The organism is Candidatus Pelagibacter sp., from assembly GCF_052049935.1.
In the GTDB taxonomy this organism is placed as follows: domain Bacteria; phylum Pseudomonadota; class Alphaproteobacteria; order Pelagibacterales; family Pelagibacteraceae; genus Pelagibacter.
In genome coordinates this window covers 1-23513 of the sequence record NZ_JBNGZA010000008.1, presented here as the reverse complement: position 1 = coordinate 23513, position 23513 = coordinate 1, and the positions used below count along the sequence as shown (strand labels likewise).

General features: G+C 27.3%; 28 protein-coding genes and 1 tRNA gene. 17 read left to right on the top strand and 12 right to left on the bottom strand.

The window, feature by feature from the left end; translation table 11 throughout:
• Position 1: 1 nt before the first annotated feature.
• Together dcd and ACTT90_RS04755 are read right to left on the bottom strand one after the other, a co-directional pair.
• Positions 2 to 559 carry a dCTP deaminase gene (gene dcd / locus ACTT90_RS04760; protein ID WP_440937682.1) on the bottom strand — a complete coding sequence of 186 codons (558 nt, stop codon included), beginning with the start codon at positions 557 to 559 and terminating at the stop codon, positions 2 to 4.
• Between the two features lie 97 nt (positions 560 to 656).
• Positions 657 to 857, bottom strand: coding sequence for a hypothetical protein (locus ACTT90_RS04755; RefSeq protein WP_440937681.1), 201 nt, complete (start codon positions 855 to 857; stop codon positions 657 to 659).
• A gap of 103 nt (positions 858 to 960) precedes the next feature.
• On the opposite strand from ACTT90_RS04755, the gene ACTT90_RS04750 reads away from it, so the two are divergent.
• A tRNA-Thr gene (locus ACTT90_RS04750) sits at positions 961 to 1034 on the top strand.
• Here the strand turns inward: ACTT90_RS04750 and ACTT90_RS04745 are convergent.
• A complete protein-coding gene (locus ACTT90_RS04745; protein ID WP_440937680.1) occupies positions 1035 to 1754 on the bottom strand; it encodes a TVP38/TMEM64 family protein in 720 nt (239 codons plus the stop codon). It abuts the tRNA gene before it with no gap.
• 98 nt (positions 1755 to 1852) lie between these two features.
• Between ACTT90_RS04745 and rpmH the strand changes: the two genes are divergently transcribed.
• Genes rpmH through ACTT90_RS04695 form a run of 10 tightly spaced genes read left to right on the top strand, consistent with a single transcriptional unit; the run spans position 1853 to position 9277 of the window.
• Positions 1853 to 2014 (top strand): 50S ribosomal protein L34, encoded by a 162-nt coding sequence (gene rpmH, locus ACTT90_RS04740; RefSeq protein WP_014953810.1) that lies wholly within the window; start codon positions 1853 to 1855, stop codon positions 2012 to 2014.
• A gap of 9 nt (positions 2015 to 2023) precedes the next feature.
• A complete protein-coding gene (gene rnpA, locus ACTT90_RS04735) occupies positions 2024 to 2365 on the top strand; it encodes a ribonuclease P protein component (RefSeq protein ID WP_440937679.1) in 342 nt (113 codons plus the stop codon).
• Positions 2365 to 2616: a membrane protein insertion efficiency factor YidD gene (gene yidD / locus ACTT90_RS04730; protein ID WP_440937678.1), complete on the top strand. Its 252-nt coding sequence runs from the start codon at positions 2365 to 2367 to the stop codon at positions 2614 to 2616. The genes rnpA and yidD overlap by 1 nt, the downstream gene beginning before the upstream one ends.
• Positions 2616 to 4298, top strand: coding sequence for a membrane protein insertase YidC (yidC, locus tag ACTT90_RS04725; protein WP_440937677.1), 1683 nt, complete (start codon positions 2616 to 2618; stop codon positions 4296 to 4298). Before yidD ends, yidC begins: the two co-directional genes overlap by 1 nt.
• Positions 4299 to 5165 carry an acetylglutamate kinase gene (argB, locus tag ACTT90_RS04720; protein WP_440937676.1) on the top strand — a complete coding sequence of 289 codons (867 nt, stop codon included), beginning with the start codon at positions 4299 to 4301 and terminating at the stop codon, positions 5163 to 5165. It abuts the gene before it with no gap.
• The gene (locus tag ACTT90_RS04715; RefSeq protein ID WP_440937675.1) at positions 5162 to 5833 is read left to right on the top strand and encodes a pyrimidine 5'-nucleotidase; all 672 of its coding nucleotides are present in this window, start codon (positions 5162 to 5164) and stop codon (positions 5831 to 5833) included. Before argB ends, ACTT90_RS04715 begins: the two co-directional genes overlap by 4 nt.
• Before the next feature lie 3 nt (positions 5834 to 5836).
• Positions 5837 to 6664: a 2,3,4,5-tetrahydropyridine-2,6-dicarboxylate N-succinyltransferase gene (dapD, locus tag ACTT90_RS04710; protein WP_440937674.1), complete on the top strand. Its 828-nt coding sequence runs from the start codon at positions 5837 to 5839 to the stop codon at positions 6662 to 6664.
• A 1-nt stretch (position 6665) separates the two neighbouring features.
• On the top strand, positions 6666 to 7820 hold the full coding sequence (dapE, locus tag ACTT90_RS04705; protein WP_440937673.1) for a succinyl-diaminopimelate desuccinylase: 1155 nt from the start codon (positions 6666 to 6668) through the stop codon (positions 7818 to 7820).
• Positions 7817 to 8746 (top strand): histone deacetylase family protein, encoded by a 930-nt coding sequence (locus ACTT90_RS04700; RefSeq protein ID WP_440937672.1) that lies wholly within the window; start codon positions 7817 to 7819, stop codon positions 8744 to 8746. Before dapE ends, ACTT90_RS04700 begins: the two co-directional genes overlap by 4 nt.
• Positions 8747 to 8779: 33 nt before the next feature.
• Entirely contained in the window at positions 8780 to 9277 is a 498-nt protein-coding gene (locus ACTT90_RS04695; RefSeq protein WP_440937671.1) for an SET domain-containing protein, read from the top strand.
• On the opposite strand, the gene truA is transcribed toward ACTT90_RS04695, so the two are convergent.
• From truA to ACTT90_RS04670, 5 genes are read right to left on the bottom strand one after another with little or no spacing between them, the layout of a single operon-like run.
• On the bottom strand, positions 9251 to 9991 hold the full coding sequence (gene truA, locus ACTT90_RS04690) for a tRNA pseudouridine(38-40) synthase TruA (protein ID WP_440937670.1): 741 nt from the start codon (positions 9989 to 9991) through the stop codon (positions 9251 to 9253). The two genes, ACTT90_RS04695 and truA, sit on opposite strands and share 27 nt — an antisense overlap.
• Positions 9984 to 10913: a methionyl-tRNA formyltransferase gene (fmt, locus tag ACTT90_RS04685; protein ID WP_440937669.1), complete on the bottom strand. Its 930-nt coding sequence runs from the start codon at positions 10911 to 10913 to the stop codon at positions 9984 to 9986. Before fmt ends, truA begins: the two co-directional genes overlap by 8 nt.
• Positions 10914 to 10916: 3 nt before the next feature.
• Positions 10917 to 11435, bottom strand: a complete 519-nt coding sequence (gene def, locus ACTT90_RS04680; RefSeq protein WP_440937668.1) for a peptide deformylase — start codon at positions 11433 to 11435, stop codon at positions 10917 to 10919.
• Positions 11436 to 11456: 21 nt separating this feature from the next.
• Positions 11457 to 13235 (bottom strand): hypothetical protein, encoded by a 1779-nt coding sequence (locus ACTT90_RS04675; protein WP_440937667.1) that lies wholly within the window; start codon positions 13233 to 13235, stop codon positions 11457 to 11459.
• A complete protein-coding gene (locus ACTT90_RS04670; RefSeq protein WP_440937666.1) occupies positions 13210 to 13392 on the bottom strand; it encodes a hypothetical protein in 183 nt (60 codons plus the stop codon). The genes ACTT90_RS04675 and ACTT90_RS04670 overlap by 26 nt, the downstream gene beginning before the upstream one ends.
• A 60-nt stretch (positions 13393 to 13452) precedes the next feature.
• Here ACTT90_RS04670 and ACTT90_RS04665 point away from each other — a divergent pair, with 60 nt between their 5' ends.
• A complete protein-coding gene (locus ACTT90_RS04665; RefSeq protein ID WP_440937665.1) occupies positions 13453 to 13965 on the top strand; it encodes a shikimate kinase in 513 nt (170 codons plus the stop codon).
• Positions 13952 to 15055 (top strand): 3-dehydroquinate synthase, encoded by a 1104-nt coding sequence (aroB, locus tag ACTT90_RS04660; RefSeq protein ID WP_440937664.1) that lies wholly within the window; start codon positions 13952 to 13954, stop codon positions 15053 to 15055. The genes ACTT90_RS04665 and aroB overlap by 14 nt, the downstream gene beginning before the upstream one ends.
• On the opposite strand, the gene ACTT90_RS04655 is transcribed toward aroB, so the two are convergent.
• Positions 15044 to 15304 carry a BolA/IbaG family iron-sulfur metabolism protein gene (locus ACTT90_RS04655; protein ID WP_440937663.1) on the bottom strand — a complete coding sequence of 87 codons (261 nt, stop codon included), beginning with the start codon at positions 15302 to 15304 and terminating at the stop codon, positions 15044 to 15046. The genes aroB and ACTT90_RS04655 overlap by 12 nt on opposite strands.
• A 15-nt stretch (positions 15305 to 15319) precedes the next feature.
• Between ACTT90_RS04655 and ACTT90_RS04650 the strand changes: the two genes are divergently transcribed.
• Genes ACTT90_RS04650 through ACTT90_RS04640 form a run of 3 tightly spaced genes read left to right on the top strand, consistent with a single transcriptional unit; the run spans position 15320 to position 18614 of the window.
• Positions 15320 to 15847 carry a J domain-containing protein gene (locus ACTT90_RS04650; RefSeq protein ID WP_440937662.1) on the top strand — a complete coding sequence of 176 codons (528 nt, stop codon included), beginning with the start codon at positions 15320 to 15322 and terminating at the stop codon, positions 15845 to 15847.
• Positions 15837 to 16811 carry a cobaltochelatase subunit CobS gene (gene cobS, locus ACTT90_RS04645; RefSeq protein WP_440937661.1) on the top strand — a complete coding sequence of 325 codons (975 nt, stop codon included), beginning with the start codon at positions 15837 to 15839 and terminating at the stop codon, positions 16809 to 16811. Before ACTT90_RS04650 ends, cobS begins: the two co-directional genes overlap by 11 nt.
• Positions 16812 to 18614, top strand: coding sequence for a cobaltochelatase CobT-related protein (locus ACTT90_RS04640; RefSeq protein WP_440937660.1), 1803 nt, complete (start codon positions 16812 to 16814; stop codon positions 18612 to 18614).
• Here the strand turns inward: ACTT90_RS04640 and ACTT90_RS04635 are convergent.
• From ACTT90_RS04635 to ACTT90_RS04625, 3 genes are all read right to left on the bottom strand, one after another.
• Positions 18611 to 19894 (bottom strand): ActS/PrrB/RegB family redox-sensitive histidine kinase, encoded by a 1284-nt coding sequence (locus ACTT90_RS04635; protein ID WP_440937659.1) that lies wholly within the window; start codon positions 19892 to 19894, stop codon positions 18611 to 18613. The genes ACTT90_RS04640 and ACTT90_RS04635 overlap by 4 nt on opposite strands.
• On the bottom strand, positions 19894 to 21945 hold the full coding sequence (locus tag ACTT90_RS04630; protein WP_440937731.1) for a DNA gyrase subunit B: 2052 nt from the start codon (positions 21943 to 21945) through the stop codon (positions 19894 to 19896). The genes ACTT90_RS04635 and ACTT90_RS04630 overlap by 1 nt, the downstream gene beginning before the upstream one ends.
• Positions 21946 to 22066: 121 nt before the next feature.
• Entirely contained in the window at positions 22067 to 22870 is an 804-nt protein-coding gene (locus ACTT90_RS04625) for an FkbM family methyltransferase (RefSeq protein WP_440937658.1), read from the bottom strand.
• Between the two features lie 45 nt (positions 22871 to 22915).
• Between ACTT90_RS04625 and ACTT90_RS04620 the strand changes: the two genes are divergently transcribed.
• A partial coding sequence (locus ACTT90_RS04620) for a glycosyltransferase family 9 protein (RefSeq protein WP_440937657.1) occupies positions 22916 to 23513 on the top strand: 598 nt, incomplete at its 3' end.

The following is a 23513-nucleotide window of genomic DNA, read 5'->3' as shown; positions in this document are numbered from 1 at the left end:
ATTATTTTATTTTTGCAACTTGTATTGTTGTTTGACCTTGGTATTTACCGTTCTTTGATTTGTAAGTAGTCTCAGGCTGAGTTTCAGATTTAAAAAATAAAAACTGAGCAATTCCCTCATTAGAATAAATTTTTGCAGGGTTAGGAGTGGTATTAGATAATTCAATTACAATATTACCTTCAAACTCATTTTCAATTGGCGTAACATTACAAATTATACCAGTTCTTGCATAAGTACTTTTTCCAACACAAATACATAAAACATCTTTAGGAATTCTAAAATATTCAACAGTTTTTGCTAAAACAAACGAATTAGGTGGAATAATACAATGTGGTCCCTTACGTTCAATAAAATTATCGTCTGAAAAATTTTTCGGATCAACTAATGAATTATTTACATTAGTAAAAATTCTATACTCATCTGATATTCTTACATCGTAGCCCATACTACTTAAACCATATGAAATTTTTCCTTCAGAAACTTGATGATCTAAAAAAGGTTCAATCATGTTGTATTCTTTACACATTTTTTTTATCCAAGAATCAGGTTGAATAGACATTATTTAGATTTTTTTTTATTTTTTTTTTGAAATAGTTTTCTTTTTTTTAAATTTTTTCTTAGAGCTAAACTTAAACGCTCATTTTTATCTTTAGTGGTCATTCCTTATCTGGGTTTGTCAAAAAATCTAAAGATATAGGCTTATTTGGATCTAGTGGTTTAGCTTTTGGTTCTTCTTTTTTTGGACCTTCCTTAGCAAGTCTTTTTGCTTTTTTTTCTGCAAGCTTTCTTTCACGCTTTGCTTGCTTCTCCATTAACTTATTTCCTTTAGTAGATTTATAATCGTAATGAATGCCCATAAAAAAATTCCTCAAGTAGATATAAAACAAATTTCCAAAAAAATTAAGGCAATAATTTGTAAAAAATGCTTTATTATCAATAAATTACATAAAACTTTTTATCGCCCCCATAGTTAAATGGCATAACGTGTCCATGGTAAGGATAAATTTCAAGTTCGATTCTTGGTGGGGGCACCACTATTTTTTATAAAAAATTTTCCTAATTATAATTGTAACAATTACTAAAACAATAAAAGCAATAACTGGAATATAAATATCCGGAGATAAAATTAATTGCATTAAATTAGGTGCTTTTTCATTTTGATCAATTATTTTTTCTAATCCACTTCCAAGTGAAACTTGAATAAAAACTTGAGGCACAATGCCTACAAGTGTTGCGATAAAAAAATTGATTGTTTTGACGTTAAATATACAAGGCAAAATGTTTGATATGGCAAATGGAATTCCACCTACAAATCGATAAACTAATAAATAATTTAATTCAGATTTTTTAAATTTATATTCTAAATTCTGAAATCTGTTCAAAAATTTTTTTTTAACAAAATCCTTTAAAAAATAGTTTGCAAAGATGTACACTCCTGTGGCTCCTAAGGACATACCAAATACAACAATAACTACACCTAACCATTTTCCAAAAACAAATCCACCAAACAAGCCTAAAGGTGTAGCAAAGCCAGAAGCCAATGTCCAAATAATGCAAAATATAAAAAATAAAAAACCCACAAAATATAAATTAGATTCTCTTAGGTTTAATAAATAATTCCTATTATTTTTTATAAAATCATAACTTGTCAGTTCCTTAAAAGTAAAATTTGAGAAGAAAAAAAATAAAAATAATAAAACTGCTGAAACATAGAACAAAGCTACAAAAATTTTGATTTTTTTTGTTTTTTCCATAAAAATTTATAATAAATTTTAAATCTTCTAATTGCTATTTATAAATTTAGTTAATATAAAGAGCCAATTTTTAACAAAAATTTAATCAATTTTTATATATGAAAAGAACTTGGCAACCAAAAAAGAAGAAGAGACTAAAGAAACACGGTTTTCGTTCAAAGATGAAAACTAAAGGTGGTCAAAAACTTTTAAAAAGAAGAAGAGCTAGAGGAAGAAAGAATCTAACAGTGTCTTCGACAGTTAAAAGAAAAAGAAAATAAATCTATTTAATGAAAAGCAAAATTCTTGCTCTTTCTAAAAATGAAGATTTCAAATCACTTCTAAAAAAAAGAAAAGTCAGCAATAAATTTGTGACAATTTTTTTTGGTAAACTTTTAAGTAAAGATACCAAAAAACTTAATATTAGCTTTGTTACAAAAAGAAAAATTGGAAATGCTGTTAAAAGGAACAAAATTAAGAGAAGATTAAGAAATATAACTAATGAAGCAGTTAAAAAAGTGTCCATAAACTTTAACTATTCATTTCTTGTTATTGCTAAGCCAACTATGCTAAATAACGACTACTTAAATATAAAAGAAACTCTATTTAAAGATTTTGAGAAAATTAAATAATGAATATTTTTACTAAAGGATTAATTTATTTTATTAGAGGATATAAATATTTAATAAGCCCTTTACTTGCTCCTTCATGTAGATATTTACCAACTTGTTCTGAATACAGCATTGAAGCTTTAAAAACTTATGGTTTATTCAAAGGTACATTTTTAAGCTTAAAAAGAATTTTATCATGTCATCCAATAAAATTTTTAGGTGGTGGCGAAGGTTTTGACCCTGTTAACAAAAAACTTAAGGTTAAAAAATAATGGATCAAAAAAACGTAGTAGCAGCTATTTCTTTATCGGCAGCAGTTATAATTCTCTATTCATTATTTTTTGCTCCCGAACCTCAACCAAGAAATCAAAATTTGTCAGAAAAAGACAAAGTAGAACAAAATTCTGATGCACCTAGTTTAGATCAAAAAGAAAATTTAGTTAAAATTTCAAGAGAAGAAGCAATCGATCAAAATGAAAGAATACAATTTGAAAATGAAAATATCATTGGTTCAATTTCACTCAAAGGTGCGATTATTGATGATTTGACATTTAAAAATTATGATACTTCCTTAGAGAGTGACATCAATATTACATTATTAAATCCCAGAAATATTGAAGATGGATACTTTATAGAAAGTGGTTTTGTTACTACTGATAAAAACATTGATATTCCTAATTCTGATTCTATTTGGTCTGTAATTGGTAATAATCAACTTAGAGAAGGAAATCCTGTTAAACTTGTTTGGACTAATGATCAAGGAATAACTTTTGAGAAAGAAATATCTATCGATAACAAGTTCTTATTTTCAATTAATCAAAAAGTAATTAATTCGACCGATAAAAAATACGACTTTTACTCATACGGCCAAATTATAAGAAATAAAATTCCAGAGGGGTTATCTAATTTTTATATTCTACATGAAGGAATGTTAGCTGCATTAGATGATGAGCTAATCGAGCAGGATTATGATGACATTGAAGAAGAAAAATTTTCAATGACTGCACAAAAAGGATGGTTTGGTGTTGGAGATAAATACTGGATTAGTTCAATAGTTCCTCCAAGAAATAAGGAATTTAAAACTACTTTTGATTATAAAAATAAGTTTAGAGCAAATTATATATCCACAGAACCAATGGAATTAAGTAGCAATTCCTCAATAGAGGATAATATGCAAATAATTGTTGCTGCAAAAAGAGTTGATACAATTGATGGTTATGCTGCAGAACTTAACATAGATAAATTTGATTTAGTGATTGATTGGGGATTTTTATACTTCATAACTAAACCCTTATTTTATGCAATTGATTACTTCTTTAAATTGTTAGGTAATTATGGATTAGCAATAATAGCAGTTACCATTTGCATTCGATTGGTTTTCTTTCCACTTGCAAACTTTTCATTCAGAAGTATGGCGAAGATGAAAGCTTTAACTCCTGAAATGACAAGACTTAAAGAATTGCACAAAGAAGACAAGATGAAATTACAGCAAGAAATGATGGCTCTTTATAAAAAAGAAAAAGTAAACCCTATGTCGGGTTGTTTACCAATAATGATACAGATCCCTGTATTTTTTGCTTTATACAAAGTTTTATTTGTAACAATAGAGATGAGACAAATGCCATTTTATGGATGGATACAAGATTTAAGTGAACGTGACCCAACTAGTTTATTTAATTTATTTGGACTACTTCCTTATGATGTACCGTCATTTTTAGTTATTGGTGCTTGGCCAATTGCGATGGGTGTATCAATGTGGGTGCAACAAAAATTAAATCCTGCCCCTACTGATCCAATGCAGGCTAAAATTTTTGCATTCTTTCCACTATTTTTAACTGTAATCTTAGCACCATTCCCTGCTGGATTGGTAATTTACTGGACAGTAAACAATATTTTAACAATGGCCCAACAACTGTTCATAATGAAGAGAACTACTGTAAAAACTACTACATAGATGTCCTCTTTAAGTGATGCAGAGATAAATTCTATAATTCCTAAATCTGGACCTTCAATAGAGCAAGTAAAAAAATACTTAGAAAAATATAATGATGAATATATTGTTATTAAATGTGGTGGAAGTGTATTAACTAATCCTGATTTATACAATCATTTGATTAATGATATTTCAACTCTAAGAAAATTAGGGTTTAATCCAGTCATTATCCATGGTGGAGGAAAAAGAATTACTGAAAAACTAAAAGAATTAGATATCGAGTCTAAATTTATAAATGGTTTAAGAATTACAGATGAGAAAATAATAACAATAGTTGAAAGTGTTTTATCAAATTTTAATCATGAAATAGTAAAATCATTAGAACAAACAGGAATAAAGGCACAACAATTTACATCAAAAGATAATTCAATAATTGAAGCCACAAAAGAAAATGATGAACTTGGTTATGTTGGCTTACCAACAAATGTGGAAAATTCAAAAATTCAAGACACAATTAAAGCAGATAGAATTCCGGTTATTGCTCCTTTAGGTAAGGATAATCAAGATAACATTTATAATATAAATGCAGACACGGCCGCAGGTGCAATTGCCAAATCATTAAATGCAAGAAGATTATTAATATTGAGTGATGTTGAAGGAGTTCTAAATAAAGAAAGTGAACTTATAAGTGAAATAAATTCAGTAACCTCTGAAGAATTAATTCAAAAAGAAGTTATTACTGGTGGGATGATACCAAAAATTAATAATTGTTTAGATGTTGCTTCAAATGGCGTAAAAGGTGTGTGTATAATTGACGGAAGAAAGCCTCATTCAGTTTTATTTGAACTTTTATCCGATCAGGGCTCAGGGACTTTAATAAGAAAATGAAGGAAATTAAAAATATAAAAAACATTCTTTTTGATTGTGATGGTGTTTTATATCAAGACCTTGAAGCAGTTTTTGGTCAAGTTAGTAGAAAAATGACCAAATACATTTCAAATAAACTTAATGTAGATTTAAAAAAAGCTAAAGAACTTCAAACAAATTATTTTCATAAATATAATACAAGCCTTAATGGATTAATGATCCATCATGATATAGATCCAAAAGAGTTTTTAGATTTTGTTCATGATATTGATTTATCATTTTTAGAGAAAGACACAGCTCTTAGATATGAATTAGAAAATATTAACTTAAAAAAATTTGTTTTTACTAACGGTAGTTATGACCATGTAAAACATATAACTTCAACTCTTGGTATTGAAGATCAATTTGAAGGTATATTTGATATTGTTGATGCAGAATATCATCCAAAACCTGAAGCTAAAGCTTTTGATTTGATGATAGAAAAATTTAAAATAGACCCTAAAGAAACTTTATACATTGAAGATATAGCAAAAAATCTTTCAATAGGTAAAGAAAGAGGAACAATAACAGCTTGGTTAATAAACGATGAAGAATGGGGGAAAAAAGAATCTGATAAAGACTATATTGATTATAAAATAGAAAATCTTACTTTATTTTTAAAAGAAATAAGGTTATTAAAAAACCAGTAAAATATGACTATAGAAAATATTATAAACGAAGCGTGGGAAAATAAAGATCAAGTAAATCAAAACTCTGATCAAAAATTAAAAGATACTATTAATCAAGTAATTGAAGAATTGGACAGTGGCAAATCTAGAGTTGCTGAAAAAATAAATGGTGAATGGGTGACACACCAACACCTTAAAAAAGCAATCATGCTAAGTTTTAGAATTCATGGAATGGAAACTTTAGATGGTCCGTATTCTGCTTGGAGAGATAAAGCACATTTACTCAAAGGAAAAACTGCGGGATGGACGAATGATGATTTTGAAAAAGCAGGATTTAGAATGGTACCAAATACAGCGATGAGAAAAGGTTCTTATGTTGCAAAAAATGTAGTGTTAATGCCGAGCTATATAAATATAGGTGCTTACATAGATGAAGGAACTATGATGGATACTTTTAGTCGTGCTGGTAGTTGCTGTCAGATTGGAAAAAATTGTCATATTTCTGCTGGAACAGGTATCGGTGGTGTATTAGAGCCAGCTCAAGCTTTGCCAACAATTATTGAGGACAACGTGTTTGTGGGTGCTATGTCAGAAGTAGTTGAAGGCGTAATAGTTGGGGAAGGATCAGTATTAAGTATGGGAATGTATATTGGACAATCAACTAAAATTGTTAATCGAAAAACTGGTGAAGTTACATTTGGGAAAATCCCGCCTTACTCAGTAGTTGTTCCAGGTTCATTACCAGACAAAAATAACCCTGCTGCACCCTCTTTATATTGTGCAGTAATCATTAAACAAGTTGATGAAAAAACTAGATCAAAAACATCTGTAAACGATCTTTTAAGAGACTAAGATGCCAAAAATTGATGAACTACAGTTAGCTAAAGAGCTAATTCGATTTCCATCTATCACACCAACTGATGCTGGAGTGATGGGATACTTAGAAAAAAAATTAAAATCTTTAGGTTTTAAAAATAAAATTTTAACCTTTACTGAAAAAAACACAAAACCAGTGAAGAATTTATATGCAAGACTTGGAAACAAAAGTCCCAATCTATGTTTTGCTGGCCATTTAGATGTTGTTCCCCCAGGTAATACAAAAGATTGGACAATCAATCCTTTTAAACCTGCAATTAAAAAAGGTCATTTAATTGGAAGAGGTGCAAATGATATGAAAAGTTCTATCGCAGCTTTTGTTTCTGCTATTAGCAAATATGTTTCACAAAATAAATTTAACGGTTCAATTAGTTTACTAATAACAGGTGATGAAGAAGGTATTGCTGTAAACGGTACAAAAAAAGTTGTCGATTATCTCAAAAGAAAAAAAGAAAAAATAGATTTTTGTATTGTAGGTGAGCCTACCAATCCAAATAAATTAGGTGAAATGATTAAAATTGGCAGACGAGGAAGTATGAATGGAAAACTTATAATTCATGGAGTTCAAGGACATGTAGCATATCCACATCGAGCAAAAAATCCTGTTACATCAATAATAAAAATATTAAACGAATTTAAAAATATAAAATTCGATACAGGAACAAAAGATTTTCAGCCATCAAATTTAGAAATAACTAAAATGGATATAAATAATCACGCTGAAAATGTAATTCCTGCCATAGCTTCAGCTACTTTTAATATAAGATTTAATAATAAACACACATCTAATTCTATAAAAAATAAACTTAATAAAGTTATCAAGAAAATATCATCAAAAGATAAAGTAAAATTTGAAATTAATTACAGAGTTTCTGGTGAAGCTTTCTTATCAAAACCAAACTCTACTACTTTTATGATAAGAGATGTTGTAAAACAAATTACTAAAATTAATCCTAAACTATCTACCACTGGTGGAACTTCTGATGCAAGATTTATAAGAAAAATTACTCCTTGTCTTGAGTTTGGATTAGTTGGTAAAACAATGCATAAGATTGATGAAGCAGTTTCAATAATTGATTTAAAAAAACTTACTAAAATCTACGAAACCATCCTAAAAAATTATTTCAATTGAAAACTGGATTAATAACAACTGATACTTATCAAAATCACGACACGGGTAATGGACATCCAGAAAAAATAGATAGGGTTTCAGTAGTCATAGATAATTTCAAAAAACTTAATAATCAAAACCTAATTTGGGAAAAACCAAAAAAATTTGATTTAAACCTCTTAAAATCAACTCATACCTCGGATTATATCGATTTTGTAGGGAACTCATTTCCCTCAAAAGGTTTGGAATTTTTAGATGGAGATACAATAGTTTCACCAGGTAGCAAAGATGCTACGATAGACGCTGTTGGCTCAATAATAACAGCAATAGATGGTGTGATTGAAAAGAAATACAAAAATGCTTTTTGTTCAGTAAGACCACCTGGTCACCATGCTGAAAAAGATAAAGCGATGGGCTTTTGTATCTATAATAATGTTGCAGTTGGGGCTACCTATCTAATAGAAAAATTTAACTTCAAAAGAGTAGCAATAATAGATTTTGATGTTCATCATGGTAATGGAACACAAGATATATTTTATGATAACGAAAAAGTTCTTTACATTTCCACTCACCAATTTCCTTATTATCCAGGATCAGGATCTGAAAGCGAAAAAGGTAAATTCAATAATGTTTTTAATCTACCCTTAGAGGCAGGTACAAACTCAGAACAATATTTAAACGCTTATGATTATGCTCTTAATAAGCTAAAAGAATTTAAGCCTGAATTCATATTGTTTTCTGCTGGATTTGATGCTCATAAAAATGATCCTTTAGCTCAATTAAAGTTAGAAACTGAAGATTTTTATACGATCACTAAAAGAACGTTACAACTTGCAAAAGAATATAGCAATGGCCAAGTGGTTTCAATTTTAGAAGGTGGATATGATTTAAATGCATTAAGAGACTGCACTAAAAGACATGTGGATGCTTTAATAGAATTTAATTGATAATTATTTTTTTCCTAATAAAGAGATCAAGAAATGAAACTTTATAGAATAAACAAATCCAAAATTGACAAAAAAGGTAGAGGACTTTATGCCACCAAAGATATTAAAGCTGGTACTAAAATAATTGATTACAAAGGCAAATTAATCACAAAAAAACAAACTGAAGAGTCTGATAAATACGATAACAGTAAACCAATTTATTTATTTACTATAAATAAAAAATATGATCTTGATGGAGATTTTCCATGGAACACGGCAGGTTTAATAAATCATTCATGTGATAATAATTGCGACTATGATGGCAAGGGACTAAGAATATGGGTTAAAGCAATTAAAGATATTAAAAAAGGTGAAGAATTCACTTGTGATTATGGATTTGGATTTGATGAAAATTACAAACAGTTCCCGTGTAGATGTAAATCAAAAAATTGTTGCGGTTACATTGTAAGAGCTGAGTCTAGATGGAGAATAAATAAGAAATTCGCAATGGGTAATAAAAAAAATCTAATAAAAAACTCTCTCAAGAAATAATCCCTCAGCAGGTGCAGGTGGTGCACAAAGTTTTCTATTTTTAGACTTAATTATTTTGACAAACTGATTTAATGTCCATTTTTGTTCACCAAGGTATTTTAAACAACCAACCATAGATCTTACTTGTTGTTGTAAAAATGATTGAGATTGAAATTTTATTATAATTTTATTTTTACTTTTAGTGACAGTAACTTTCTCCATAGTTCTAATGGAGCTTTTTGCATTACAGCTTGAAGCTCTAAAAGTTGAAAAATCTTTTTTTCCTAATAATTTTAAGGCACCCTTTTTCATTAAACCTAAGTCTAAATCTTTTCTTACATGCCAAGATCTTTTTTTATCAATAGCTGGCACACCTGTTCGATTAATTATTACATATTTATAAAGTCTTTTTTTTGCAGAAAATCTAGCATGAAAATTAGAATTTTTTTTTATTAATTTTAATAATGTTACTTGATAAGGATTTATAAAAAAATTAATCGAATTAAATATTTTTTTTAAATCTTTAATTTCATGTGAACAATCAAAATGAGCTGATTGTTGTATAGCATGAACTCCTGCATCAGTTCGCCCTGACCCATAAACTTTTATTTTCTCTTTTAAAATTTTAGACATTTCTTGCTGTAATAAACCCTGAACAGTAATTCCTTTTTTTTGAATCTGCCAACCTTTGAAATTAGTGCCAACGTATTCGATTAGAATTTGATATCTATTCATTAGGTAAGATCATGCCCTTTTTAATTCTAGAACCAAGCATAAACTCATTTATTGATTGCACTCTTTTGCCTTGTCTTTGTATTTCAACTATTTTAAGAGATTTGTTGTCTCCACAAATTATCTCTAATTGATCAGATGAAACTTCTCCAACTTTTCCAACTGCATTGCCAATTTTTGCCTTTAAAATTTTATACCTTTCTCCATCAAAATTAAACCACGCACCAGGAACAGGATAAAGACCATTAACTTTTCCTAATATTTGTTCGGCTTTTTCATTCCAATTAATTCTTCCCTCAGATTTAGCTATTTTAGGAGCATACGTTGCTTTGGAATGATCTTGTTCTATAAAATTTGCTTTATCATCCAAAACATCATCTATTTCATCAAGTATTTTTTCAGCTGCTAATAACGACAACTTTTCAGAAATTTCTTCTGCGTTTTCATCTCCAATTTCTAATTTGTATTGATTAGACACAGAACCTGCATCTAATTCCTCATCAATTTTCATAATACTAATCCCTGTTTCTTTATCTAAATTCATAATTGATCTTTGGATAGGTGCCGCTCCTCTCCATTTGGGTAACAAAGATGCGTGAATATTTATGAAACCTTTTTTTGTAAGACTTATAATATTTTTTGGAATAATTTGACCATAAGCTACCACGATAGCAAGATCAGCCTGTAGATTTTTGATGTATTCATATTCTTCTTGATTATCTTTTAGTGTCTCCGGAGCTCTATACTCTATATTCAAAGTTTCGGAGATACCTTGTATAGGTGATTTATTTACTTTCTGACCTCTTTTAGATTTTTGAGGTGGCTGAGTATAAACGCAAGTAACTGGATATCCATTTTGATAGAGCGATTTTAAAATTGGCACTGAGAACATGGGTGTGCCCATAAAAATAATTTTTTTAAGCATTAATTATAGTACTGCTGAATTAGATTTTAATTTTGAAAGCTTTTTTAAAATCATCGATTTTTTTAATTTTGACAAGTAATCAATAAATAAAACACCTTCTAAATGATCCATTTCATGCTGAATACAAGTTGCTAATAATCCCTCGGCACTTATTGTTTGTTTATTTCCATTATAATCTAAAAATTCAATATCACATTTACTTGGTCTATCAATTTCAGCAAATTGATTAGGTACTGACAAACATCCTTCTTCATAGGTAGATTTTATAGGATTTTTATTTTTAATAACTGGGTTAACAAAATACATAGGCTTTTTTTTATTTTCATCTTTACTAATATCCATAACTATAATTCTTTTTGGTATTCCAACTTGTATTGCTGCTAAACCAATTCCATTTGCTGCATACATGGTTTCTAACATATCATCCATTAACATCTGTTCTTCTTTGCCCACACTTTCTACAGTTTGAGATATCTGTCTTAAAATTTTATTTGGTTCTGTTAAAATAGTTCTTAAGGTCATAATTTTATTTTAATCTAATTTTTAGACTTTTAAAGGTAGAACTTTTAAAAGCATTCTGTTTCTTATTGGATCAATGTCTAATTTATTCAAAGTACTGATTATAAAGTAAATTGTATCATCATCTATTTCTTCAATATTGTCTTGACCAATAACTTGTGCAATTCTTAATAAAGCGCCACCTATATCTTCTTTAATTATCATATTTTGAATATCAGTTGGTATTTCTTTGTCATCATCAATTTCATAAAGATCATTATATTTTTCAGAAACTTTGATGCCATCAGATTTTAAAGTCTCTAAAAAAATTATATCTTTTTTTGAAATAAAATATTTTTTATTCTTTTTTATTTTTTTTAAAAAATTTTCTACTTCTTTTTCAATTTCCTTTAATTTGTATCCATTATCAAAGTAATTAACTAATTTTGATTGATGTAATATTTTATTATTAAATTTTATTTCAGAGTTTTCACTTGCTACTGTTTTATTTGTATTAGTACTATAAAATGTAGTAAAATTTGATGGCACATCCTCTATATCAATATTTGTTAAAAATTTATCTAACTCACTGTCAAAAGCATTACCAATGTTTTCCTCAAGGAAAGAGTCTTTAAGAATTTTCATTAATTCTAGTTTTTTTGGAATATCTGTTGTGAGTAAAATTCCTTGATATACAAGAGCTCTACCTTCAGATTTTGGAAGCAATTTATATGAGTCTTTTATTGTAAGTAATTGATTTATATTAAACTGAAATTTTTTATATATTTCATACAACTCTTTTTCTGAATAATTTTGATCATTTGTTGCATTTTCAATAACAGATATTTTTTCGAGATCCGAAATATCTATTTGATCTGCTTTAAATAATAAATTTGAAGAAGATAAATAACTCCAAATTATTTTTGAAGTATTTTGATTTGGCTCAAATATAAAATTGGGATTAGTTCTATGTGCTAAATGAAAATCTAATATTGAATTTTCTGAAATTTCTTCAGGCATTTCTTCCGTTAAGCCTAGTAAATAATTTATTTTTATTTCAAAATATTCATCTTCAAATCCTAATTCTTTTCTTAAATCATAAATTAATTGTGCTTGTTCTTTTTGATCAGAATTTATCAAGCAATATAATTTAAATTTAAATAAATATTTATCTTCAGGTGAAGTTTTTGATTTTTCAAAAATTTGACATGCTTTTTCAAGATTTGATTTTGATAAGTGCTCATTTATTAAATGATTAACCAGTTCTGGACTCTCATTTAATAATTCATTACTTATTAAGTATTCCTCTATTAAATCCAAATTTGAATTTTTAATTAACCAATTTGATTTAATATTTGAAAATTCTTCAAAAGATATATCTTTACTTGGATAATTTGCATTAGTTAATAATGAAATTTCAATTATTTTATTTGCATCTTTTGATAAATCTATTTTATCTAAACTTGCAAATATACTCTTTAATTCATTTCCATTCGAATTACGCCACATCTGCATACTCAAACCATTTTCAGAAGGATCATACAATCCAAGTATTTTTACATCTTTAGATTCGAGTTTTTGATCCAGTAATATTTCACTTTCAATTTTTAAGTCTTCTGTATCAATTGTTTTTTGCTCAACAATTTCCTCGTTTGTTTCTGTTGTTTCATCTTTCTCTTCTGTAATTACTTGTTCATCAGTTTTAGATTTATCTATATTCCAGATATCAACTGGCTCATCTTGTGCATATGAGTTAAATGAAAATAGAAAAAATAATATTAAAAAAAAACTATTTTTTTTATTTAACAATTTTGAAATTTTCATTGGGAATTATTTTCTCAATAGTTTTCTTTGGTGAGGGAAAATCAACTTTATTTAGCAAAAAAACAATACCAAAAAAAATTAATGCAACAATTACTAATTTAATCGAAAGACTAATTATATTGAAATTGGATGATCTTGTTTTTTTTTGTAATTGCATATAGTCTAAGAATTATTTTCAAATTAAGACATATTTGTGTTTTTTCAATAAATAAACTTGATGAAATCTTTTAAAAATATAGTTTTTTTAGGCATGATGGGTTCTGGTAAGACCACAATTGGAAAAATGATTTCAAAAAAATTGAATATTGATTTCTTTGATGTTGATCTAGAAATAGAAAATAAAACAAGACAATCAATTAAAGATATTTTTGAAAAGAAAGGTGAGTTTTTTTTTAGAAAGTTAGAAGAAAAAGTTTCTTTAGCAATTTTAAGAAAAAACCAGGGAGTTATTTCTCTAGGAGGTGGTGCTTTTTTGAATAAGAACATACAAAAAGAAGTTTTAGAAAATCATTTATCAGTTTGGTTAAAATGGGACGATATAACTCTAATTGAAAGGATTAAAAATAATAGGAAAAGGCCAGTTGCCACAAAACTTAATGAAGATGAGTTAAAAAAGCTTATTAAAGAAAGATCAAAAATTTATTCAAAATCACACTTAAAAATAAAATGTGATAATTTAAGCAAACAAGAAATTGTACATAAAATAATTAAATTAAATGAAAAATTATAAATTATTAGTAAATACCTCATCAAAGAAATATCCTATTATAATCGGTGACAAAATTGCTGAAAATCTAAATCGTGTATTTAAGCAAAATAAAATTAACTTTAATAATTGTCTATTTTTAATAGATAATAATTTAAATAAAAACAAAATCAAAAAAATTACATATCCATTTAAAAAAAAATCAAAATTAATTTTTTTTAATTCAAACGAAAAAAATAAAAATTTTAAATCGATATTAAATATTCTAGAGATTTTGCAAAAAGAAGATTTTAATAGAAACGATTGTCTAATTGCGATAGGAGGAGGCATAACAGGTGATACAGGAGGTTTTGCTGCAAGCTTATTTAAAAGAGGATTAAAATTTATTAATATCCCAACAACTTTACTTGCACAAGTTGACTCTTCGATTGGAGGAAAAACAGGTGTGAATACAATTTATGGTAAAAATTTGATAGGAAGTTTTTATCAACCTGAAATAGTTATCAGTGATACTAGCTTTTTAAAATCATTACCCAAAAGAGAGATAACTTGTGGTTATGGTGAAATATTAAAACATTCAATTATTAAAGACAGAAAATTTTTTAACTTTTTAGATAAAAATGTTGTCAATATTTTAAAATTAAAATCTCCGTATATAGAAAAATCAATTTTAGAAAGTTGTAAAGTAAAGCAAAAAATTGTTCAGCTAGATGAAAAAGAAAGTGGTATTAGAAAAATTTTAAACTTTGGTCATACCTTTGCACATGCATATGAGGCTGGGTTAAATTACTCAAAAAAATTAAATCATGGAGAGGCTGTTCTATTAGGTATGATATCCACAATTAATTTTAGTAAAAAAATCAACATCATAAAAAATAAAGATTTTAATCAAATTTTTAATCATTATCAAAAAGCTAACTTACCGAATAACGTGAAAAAATATTTTTCAAAAAAAGATATTAATAAACTTATTAGATTTATGAAAAATGATAAAAAAAATATATCTAATGATATAAATTTAATACTTCTTAATTATATTGGTAAAGTAAATTATAAAAATAAATTTAATACTTCAAAATTAAAGCAATTCTTTCTAAAATTTTTAGATAATTAATATTTGAAGAGAATGAATAAATTGTTTCATCTCTTCATCTAGAATTTTATATATTTTTTTATTGCTTTCAATTTTTGACTTGTTCTTTAATTCATCAGACTTAATTGTAAGTTTTATATGAAATCTTGAACCATCATTACCTTTATGGTTTTTGTGTAAAAAGCTTTTATCTTCAATTTTTAAATCTTCACAGACTATATTTTTTGAAATTTTTTCTTTTATGATTGAAATTAAATTATTTATCTTCATAACTTTATTTATAACATGAAAAATATTTGTGATTGGAATAATTGTAACGAAATTGGAGAATATAAAGCTCCGGTTGAAAAAGATAATAGCAGAAAATACCGACTTCTATGTCTTGAACATGTGAAGGAATTTAATAAAAATTGGAATTATTTTTCTGGCATGAATGATGATCAGATAATGGATTTTTTAAAATCTGATATGACATGGCATAAACCTACTCAAAATTTTAGCTCTTCAGATAATTTTTTTAAAGTTTTGTGGAATGACACTCTTAAAGATGAGATGGATAAAGATAAATTTAAAAGTGATTATAATCATATGAGCAAATTTAAATTTGATCATAAGGATATCAAAGCATTTAGTGTTCTAGGTGTTTCTGTGGGTTTAAAATGGCAGAAAATACAGGAAAAATTCAAAGCCCTTGTCAAAAAATTTCACCCTGATATTAATGCTGGCAATAAAAAATACGAGGAAAAACTTAAATTAATCACATTAGCATATACACAGCTAAAAAATACTTATAAGGAAAAAATTGACACCTAATTTAAATATAAAACCTGATATTAAAATATCATTAAAAAATACTTTCGGGATCGACTCTGAGATGGAGGTAGATGCCTTTTCTGAAAAATCAGAATATGTGCCTGAAATAGATAAGAGTTATAAATTTGATAAAGATACCACTTTAGCACTAATATCTGGGTTTGCATTCAATAAGAGAGTTTTAGTGCAAGGTTATCATGGAACAGGTAAATCAACACATATAGAACAAATAGCCGCAAGATTAAATTGGCCTTGTATAAGAGTTAACTTAGATAGCCATGTAAGTAGAATAGACCTAATAGGAAAAGACGCAATTGTTTTAAAAGATGGAAAACAGGTTACTCAATTTAATGAGGGGATATTACCATGGTCAATACAAAATCCTGTTGCTTTAGTTTTTGACGAGTATGATGCTGGAAGACCTGATGTAATGTTTGTAATTCAGAGAGTTTTGGAAGCTGAAGGTAATTTTACACTACTAGATAAAAATAAAGTTATTAAACAAAACAAATATTTTAGATTATTTGCAACATCTAATACAGTTGGATTGGGTGATACAACGGGTTTATATCACGGAACTCAGCAAATAAATCAAGGTCAAATGGATAGATGGAATATCGTTACCACTTTAAATTATTTAAGTCTTGAGCGTGAAATGGATATCGTACTTGCCAAAAACAAAAATCTAAACAATGCAAAAGGTAAAGAAAAAGTGTCTAATATGATTAAAGTTGCTTCATTGACAAGAAAAGGATTTATAGCTGGAGATATATCAACAGTAATGAGTCCAAGAACTGTTTTACACTGGGCAGAAAATGCTGAAATATTTAAAGATACTGGATATGCATTTCGAGTTACATTTTTGAATAAATGTGACGAGCTAGAGAAAAATACTATAGCTGAATATTATCAAAGATGTTTTGGGGAAGAATTGCCAGAGTCTTTAGTAAATATTCAAATTTAAATGAGCAACAAAGAAGCCTCTCTTAAAGAAAAACTTAAACAAGCCCTTTCATCAACAGTACGCGTTATATCTGATGATTTAGAGTTAAATCAAAAACAAGATAAAAACAAAAGTTCAAAGAAATTTGATTTTTTTGAAATAGATAATCTTGCTGGACCTAGAGATTTTGTAAGATTAAGAGCTGAGTCTGATTCTGCGGCACTTAAGAAAAAATTTTCTGATGATCTAGTTTTTAAAAAAAATCTCCCATCAAATTCTTCTTGTAAATCTCTATACACAATTGCTGAAAAAATAAGATATGAACAACTTGGCTTCAGAATGCTTAAAGGCATTGAAAAAAACTTAAATCAAAACTATGAACAAATAATTAGTCTTAAAAGAAAAGACCAACTTAAAACTAAAGAAGACGTATCAGTTGCTGAAGCTTTTGAACTTTATATGCTTAAACATTTTCATAACGTAAAACTAAATTCTTTAACGAGTAGAATGTTAGAATTTTGGGAAAAAGATTTTGATCTCTCAGTTAAAGATCATTTTCATTTTTTAAAAGAAAATTTGGATGATCAAAACAAATATTCATCTAAATTTTCTGAAATTCTTCAAAATATGGACATTTTTGATACTGAGGAAAATGAGGAACAAAAAGAAGAAAATAACGACGAAGGTCAAGATAATCCATCAAATGAAAATGAGGAAGCTGAGTCCGAAGATCAAAAAGAACAAAGTAAAGACGAAGAGACTGAAACTAGTCTAGACTCAGATTATGATATTGATGAATACAAAATGGATGAACAGCTTGTAGATACAGACTCTGATAAAGAAAGTTCTGAACAAGTAATTCAAAAAACTAATCTCAAAAATTTAAATCTTGAATATAAAGTCTTTACCAATCAGTTTGATGAAGTAATTAAGGCTGAAAATTTAGAAAATTCGGAAGAATCTGCAAAATTAAGACGAACCTTAGATCAACAATTAATAGGTTTCCAAGATGTAATCACAAAACTGGCAAATAAATTACAAAGACAATTGTTAGCAAAACAAAACAGAGCTTGGGACTTTGATTTAGAAGAAGGTCTGCTTGATAGTTCTAAATTACCAAGAATTATTATGGATCCATATAATTCTCTTTCTTTTAAAAAAGAAAAAGATCAAGAATTTAAAGATACAATTGTAACATTATTAATAGATAATTCGGGTTCTATGAGAGGTAGGCCAATTACAATTGCCGCAATATGTGCGGATATTTTATCAAGAACTTTAGAGAGATGCTCAGTTAAAGTTGAGATACTTGGTTTCACAACTAAAAATTGGAAAGGTGGAAAAAGTAGAGAGCTTTGGAATAAAAAAGAAAAACCAAAGACACCAGGAAGATTAAATGATCTTCGACATATCATTTACAAAGGTGGTGATACACATTGGAGACAGGCCAAAAATAATCTTGGCTTAATGTTAAAAGAAGGTTTACTTAAAGAAAACATAGATGGAGAAGCCATACAATGGGCTTTTAATAGAATTAAAAAAAGGAAAGAAGAAAGAAAAATTTTAATGGTTATTTCTGATGGAGCACCAGTAGACGACTCCACACTCTCAGTAAATTCAGGTGACTTTTTAGAAAAACATCTAAAAAAAATGGTTAAATTTATTGAGGATAAATCAGATATAGAAATACTAGCTATTGGAATAGGTCATGATGTTTCAAGATATTATGATAAAGCTATAAAAATAACTGATGTTAATGAATTGGGTGACGTTATGGTTTCACAATTAAGTTCATTATTTGAGACAAAAAAAAGATTTCACTAAATATTAAATAACTCTCTATTTTTCCATTTTATTAAAACTTCAGCACCTGATCGTGTTTTTGAATTTCGACAGATAGTTTTTGCAAAATTTTTTTCTAATAAAGTTTTTCCAATAAATATTCCTAAACCTAGGCCAGCTTTATCTTTTTTTTCTATATTAGAAGTTTTTAAATAAGGTTCTCCAATTTTAGGTAGTACATCTTTTGGATAACCATCGCCATCATCTTCAATGGTTATTTCAGTCATTGTACTATCACTTTTCAGATTAATAAAAACTGTTTCTTTTGAAAATTTATAAGCATTTCCAATAAAGTTTTTCAATCCATAAACTACTTCAATAGATTTCGATATTTTTTTTGGATTTGAATCTTGGTCAAAATTAAAAATAAATTTTTTATTACCAACTTCCTCAAAACTTTTAGTAATATCTTTCAAATAATTTCTCATACTTAAATCATCATCTATAAATTCAACTTCTTCTGAAGGGTTAATGCTTAATTTTTTAAGTATTTCTTCACATCTTTCTATTTGACTTGAAAGTAGTTCAATATCTTTGCTTATTTCTTTATCACTCTTTAGTTGTTTAGATAATTCTTGAGAAATCAGTTTAATGGTTGATAACGGCGTCCCTAATGAGTGAGCTGCAGCAGCAGCTTGTCCTCCTAATGATAATAGCTCATGCTCTTTGGCCATTACTTCTTCCATTCTATGAAGTGCTTCTTTTCTTATTCTAGAGTCTTTCACAAAAGAAAGCGCAAAATAATTTAAAAAAACTAATGCTATAATTAATGCAAGTGGAATTGAATAGTAAACATATTGATTAAGTTTATTATCAAGATTTAAGGGCGAAGGAAGGGGCTGATAATTAAAAGTTAAAAATACTATTATAATCGAAGTAATCACAACTAAACTGAGATTAATTCTAAAACCTAAATTTGCTGCAGAAAATACACTTGGGATAATTAAGAAGATAATAAATGGATTGGTTATCCCTCCAGTTAAATAAGTTAAAATACTAAGCTGCAAAGTATCAAAAACTAGGAATAAAAAAGAACTTTGCTCTGTAATTTGGACCTTTTTGTAAATAAAATCCAAGTATAAATTGCTTATTCCTCCTATTAAAATTATTGAAAAACAAGCAAAATAATCAAATTTAAAATCAAATATAAAATAGACTAAACTTATTGAAAATAATTGACCAAGAATACCTATCCATCTTAAGAAAACATAGGTGGATTTTTTTAAGGTAAAATATTTTGATGTTTCAAAAAAATTGTTCACTAAATATCAAGATTTTTTACATTGATCGCATTTGATGTAATAAAATCTTTTCTAAGAGCAACATCATTGCCCATTAATGTATGAATTAAACTTTGATCTTTTTTTGTATCTTTAGAATATTGAACTTGTAATAAATTTCTTGTTTCTGGATTTAAAGTAGTATTCCATAACTCTTCGGGATTCATCTCACCCAAACCTTTAAACCTTTGTATGACCATTTTTGACTTTTCTAAATCAATTGCTTTTAAAAAATCTTTCGATCCTTTTTTGAATTTTTTTAGCTCTTTACTATTGTTTATTATGTAATTTTCTAATTCATTTTCATCTTTAATATAAATTCCTTTTGAACCTTTATTAATTTTAAACAAAGGAGGTTGAGCTAAATATATATTTCCATTTTCAATAAGCTTGTTAAATGGTTTATTGTTAAAGAATGTTAACAGTAATGCTCTTATATGCGAGCCATCAACATCAGCATCGGTCATTATAATTATTTTTCCATATCTTAAATCTTTTAAATCTATTTCATGAGATTTTGGATCTAAACCTAAAGCGTTAATTAAAGTCAGAATTTCATTAGATGAAACCATTTTTGATAAAGCTTTAGTTCTTTGATCTGTTCCATTTCCATTTTTTTTTGAATTAACATCCTCAACGTAAGTATTTAAAATTTTACCTCTTAATGGCAATACCGCCTGGTTTGATCTATTTCTTCCTTGTTTCGCAGAGCCTCCTGCAGAATCTCCCTCTACTATAAATAACTCTGTCCCTTCCTGTTTGCCTATTTGACAATCGGCTAACTTTCCAGGAAGTCCGCTCAACTCTAGAGCGCCTTTTCTCCTTACATTTTCTCTTGCTTTTCTTGCCACATCTCTCGCTAGAGCAGCTTGAATTATTTTTGCTAAAATAATTTTAGCAATCGACGGATTTTGATCAAACCAAATTGATAATTTTTCATTAACAATCGTTTCTACTATCATTCTTACTTCTGAAGAAACAAGTTTATCCTTAGTCTGAGATGAAAATTTTGGATCTGGTATTTTGGTTGAGAGGACACAAGTCAGTCCTTCTTTAATATCATCCCCAGAAATTGTAAGTTTATTTTTTTTTAATAAATTATGTTCATTAGCATATTTGTTTACAACTCTTGTTAATGCGCTTCTAAAACCTAATAAGTGAGTACCACCATCTTTTTGAAAAATATTATTAGTATATGGATAAACATCCTCAGAATAACTAGCATTCCATTTTAAAGAACACTCTATTTCTATATTTTCTTTTTTTCCCTCAATGTATATTGGCTTTTTGAATAATTCATTTCCATTTTTATTTTGTAATTTTTCTCTTTTTTCATCTAAATGGTTTACAAACTCTAAAACACCACCATCAAATTTAAATTCACTTCTTTTTTCTTTTTTCAGAGTGGCATCTATAAAAATAATTTTTATTCCCTTATTCAAGAAAGCTAGTTCTCTCATTCTTTTTATAAGAATACTTCCACTAAATTTTATAGAAGAAAAAATTTCCTTAGATGGAAGAAATGTAATTTGAGTTCCAGTGTCTTTTGATTTTCCTGTTGTTTTTAGTGGGCTTTCGGCTTCTCCATTTTTAAATTTTATAAAATGCTTTTTTCCATCCCTATGAATTTCTAATTCTAATTTTTCTGATAATGCATTCACAACTGATACTCCTACACCATGCAATCCCCCAGAAACTTTGTAAGAATCATGGTCAAATTTTCCTCCAGCATGTAGTTGTGTCATAATTACTTCAGCAGCTGATTTTTTCTCACCTCTATGCATATCCACAGGTATTCCCCTACCATCATCTTTCACTGTTACGGTGCCGTTAGAATTTAGGGTTATTTCAATTTTTTTACAAAATCCTGCTAGAGCTTCATCTATTGAATTATCGACAACCTCATAAACCATATGATGCAGACCAGTTCCATCATCAGTATCACCAATATACATTCCTGGTCTTTTTCTAACTGCCTCTAAACCTTTTAAGACTTTAATGGAGTCTGCTTGATATGTATTTTTGTTCATAATTTTATTTTATGGAAAAAATTATTATAACATCTTTTTTTATAAGATCGTACATTTAATTATTTAAAAGGTTATAAATTAATTTTTTTTTGTCAAAATAGATCTTATTTTACTTGCTTTTTAATTAATCTTTTTGAAAAGAAAAAATAAAACTTTTGTGATTAGGAAAACAATCAAAATCTAAACCATCTATTGGAAAATTATATCTCTTTTCATTATTAAAACTATTTATTGATTTGTTAACAAAAGACAGTTCAACTACATCAAAAAAATCCTCATCATTTTGGATTTGTTTATAATTGTTTGGATGAATATGAATTATGTCAAACTTTTCTTTTAATTTTTCTACAGAATTAATAAACTTTTCTTTTTGTCTGTTAATCCAATGAAACTCTATAATTAAAACACTTATCTTTTGACTATGATCAATTATATCTTCAATGATTTCATATTCACCACCCTCTATATCAATTTTCAAAAAATTTTTTTCATTCAAATGCATTTCAAATATTTTCTTTAAATTAATATCAATTTTTTCTCTTATATGACTTACTACTCTTAATTTTAAAAGACTTACATTTGGTTTCTTTATAAAGTTTAAAAAATCAAAAAAATTTTTTATGCTGTAAGTGAAGTTTTTTAATGGAGATCTGAAAGTTATAAATCGTCTAAAGTATTTTAAAATAATTTTAACAAATAAATAATTATTTATAGTATAGTCAAATAATAATATTTTATTTAATTTTATTCTATTATTAAGATCTCGCTCAAATGAGGTATCATCTCCAACGCCAAGGGTAATCAAGTTTTTTACATGCTTTAAAGAGTCTTCACAAATTAAGTATCCGCCATCAAATTCTCTTCCAATTCTTATTAAATTTTTAACTTTATAAGGACATAAAAAATTATATTTTGAATTTAAAATCATAAATATCTGATGGTAGGTAAATTAATTTAGTTTATATAATATCAAATGATAAAAAAAACTCTAGTAATTATAGGTGCAAGAGGTATCGGAGATTTGATATATCATCTACCACTTCTTAGATCTTTACATAAGACATATAAAAATAGGATTTATATTTTATCCAATAAAGTAAGTAAGGCAAAACATGTTTTTAAAAATGAGAGTTTTTATCATGATATAAGATATTTTGATAATAACAGATATGGAATAATTAAAACAATACGAAATATTATATCATTTAAAAATTTGATAAACTCGTATGATGTAGATCAAATAATTCTTACATCTAATGCTACAAGACTTATTTTACCAGTAATTTTATCGAATATAAAAAAAAAAGAGATTTTTGGACAAGGAAATTTAATAATAAATAAAGATAAATCTTTAAATCATTTAACTATTTCAGAAAGATTAATAATTTATACTAAAAATTTAAAACTTAAGAAAACAGATAAAAGTTTTTTTCTCAATTCAAAAAAATTAAATAATACTAAAAGTAAAAAAAAGATATTCATGAGTATAGACTCACATCACGATCAAAATAATTGGGATATAAAAAACTATGTTGATTTAGCCGATAAACTCTCAAAAAAAAATATTATAT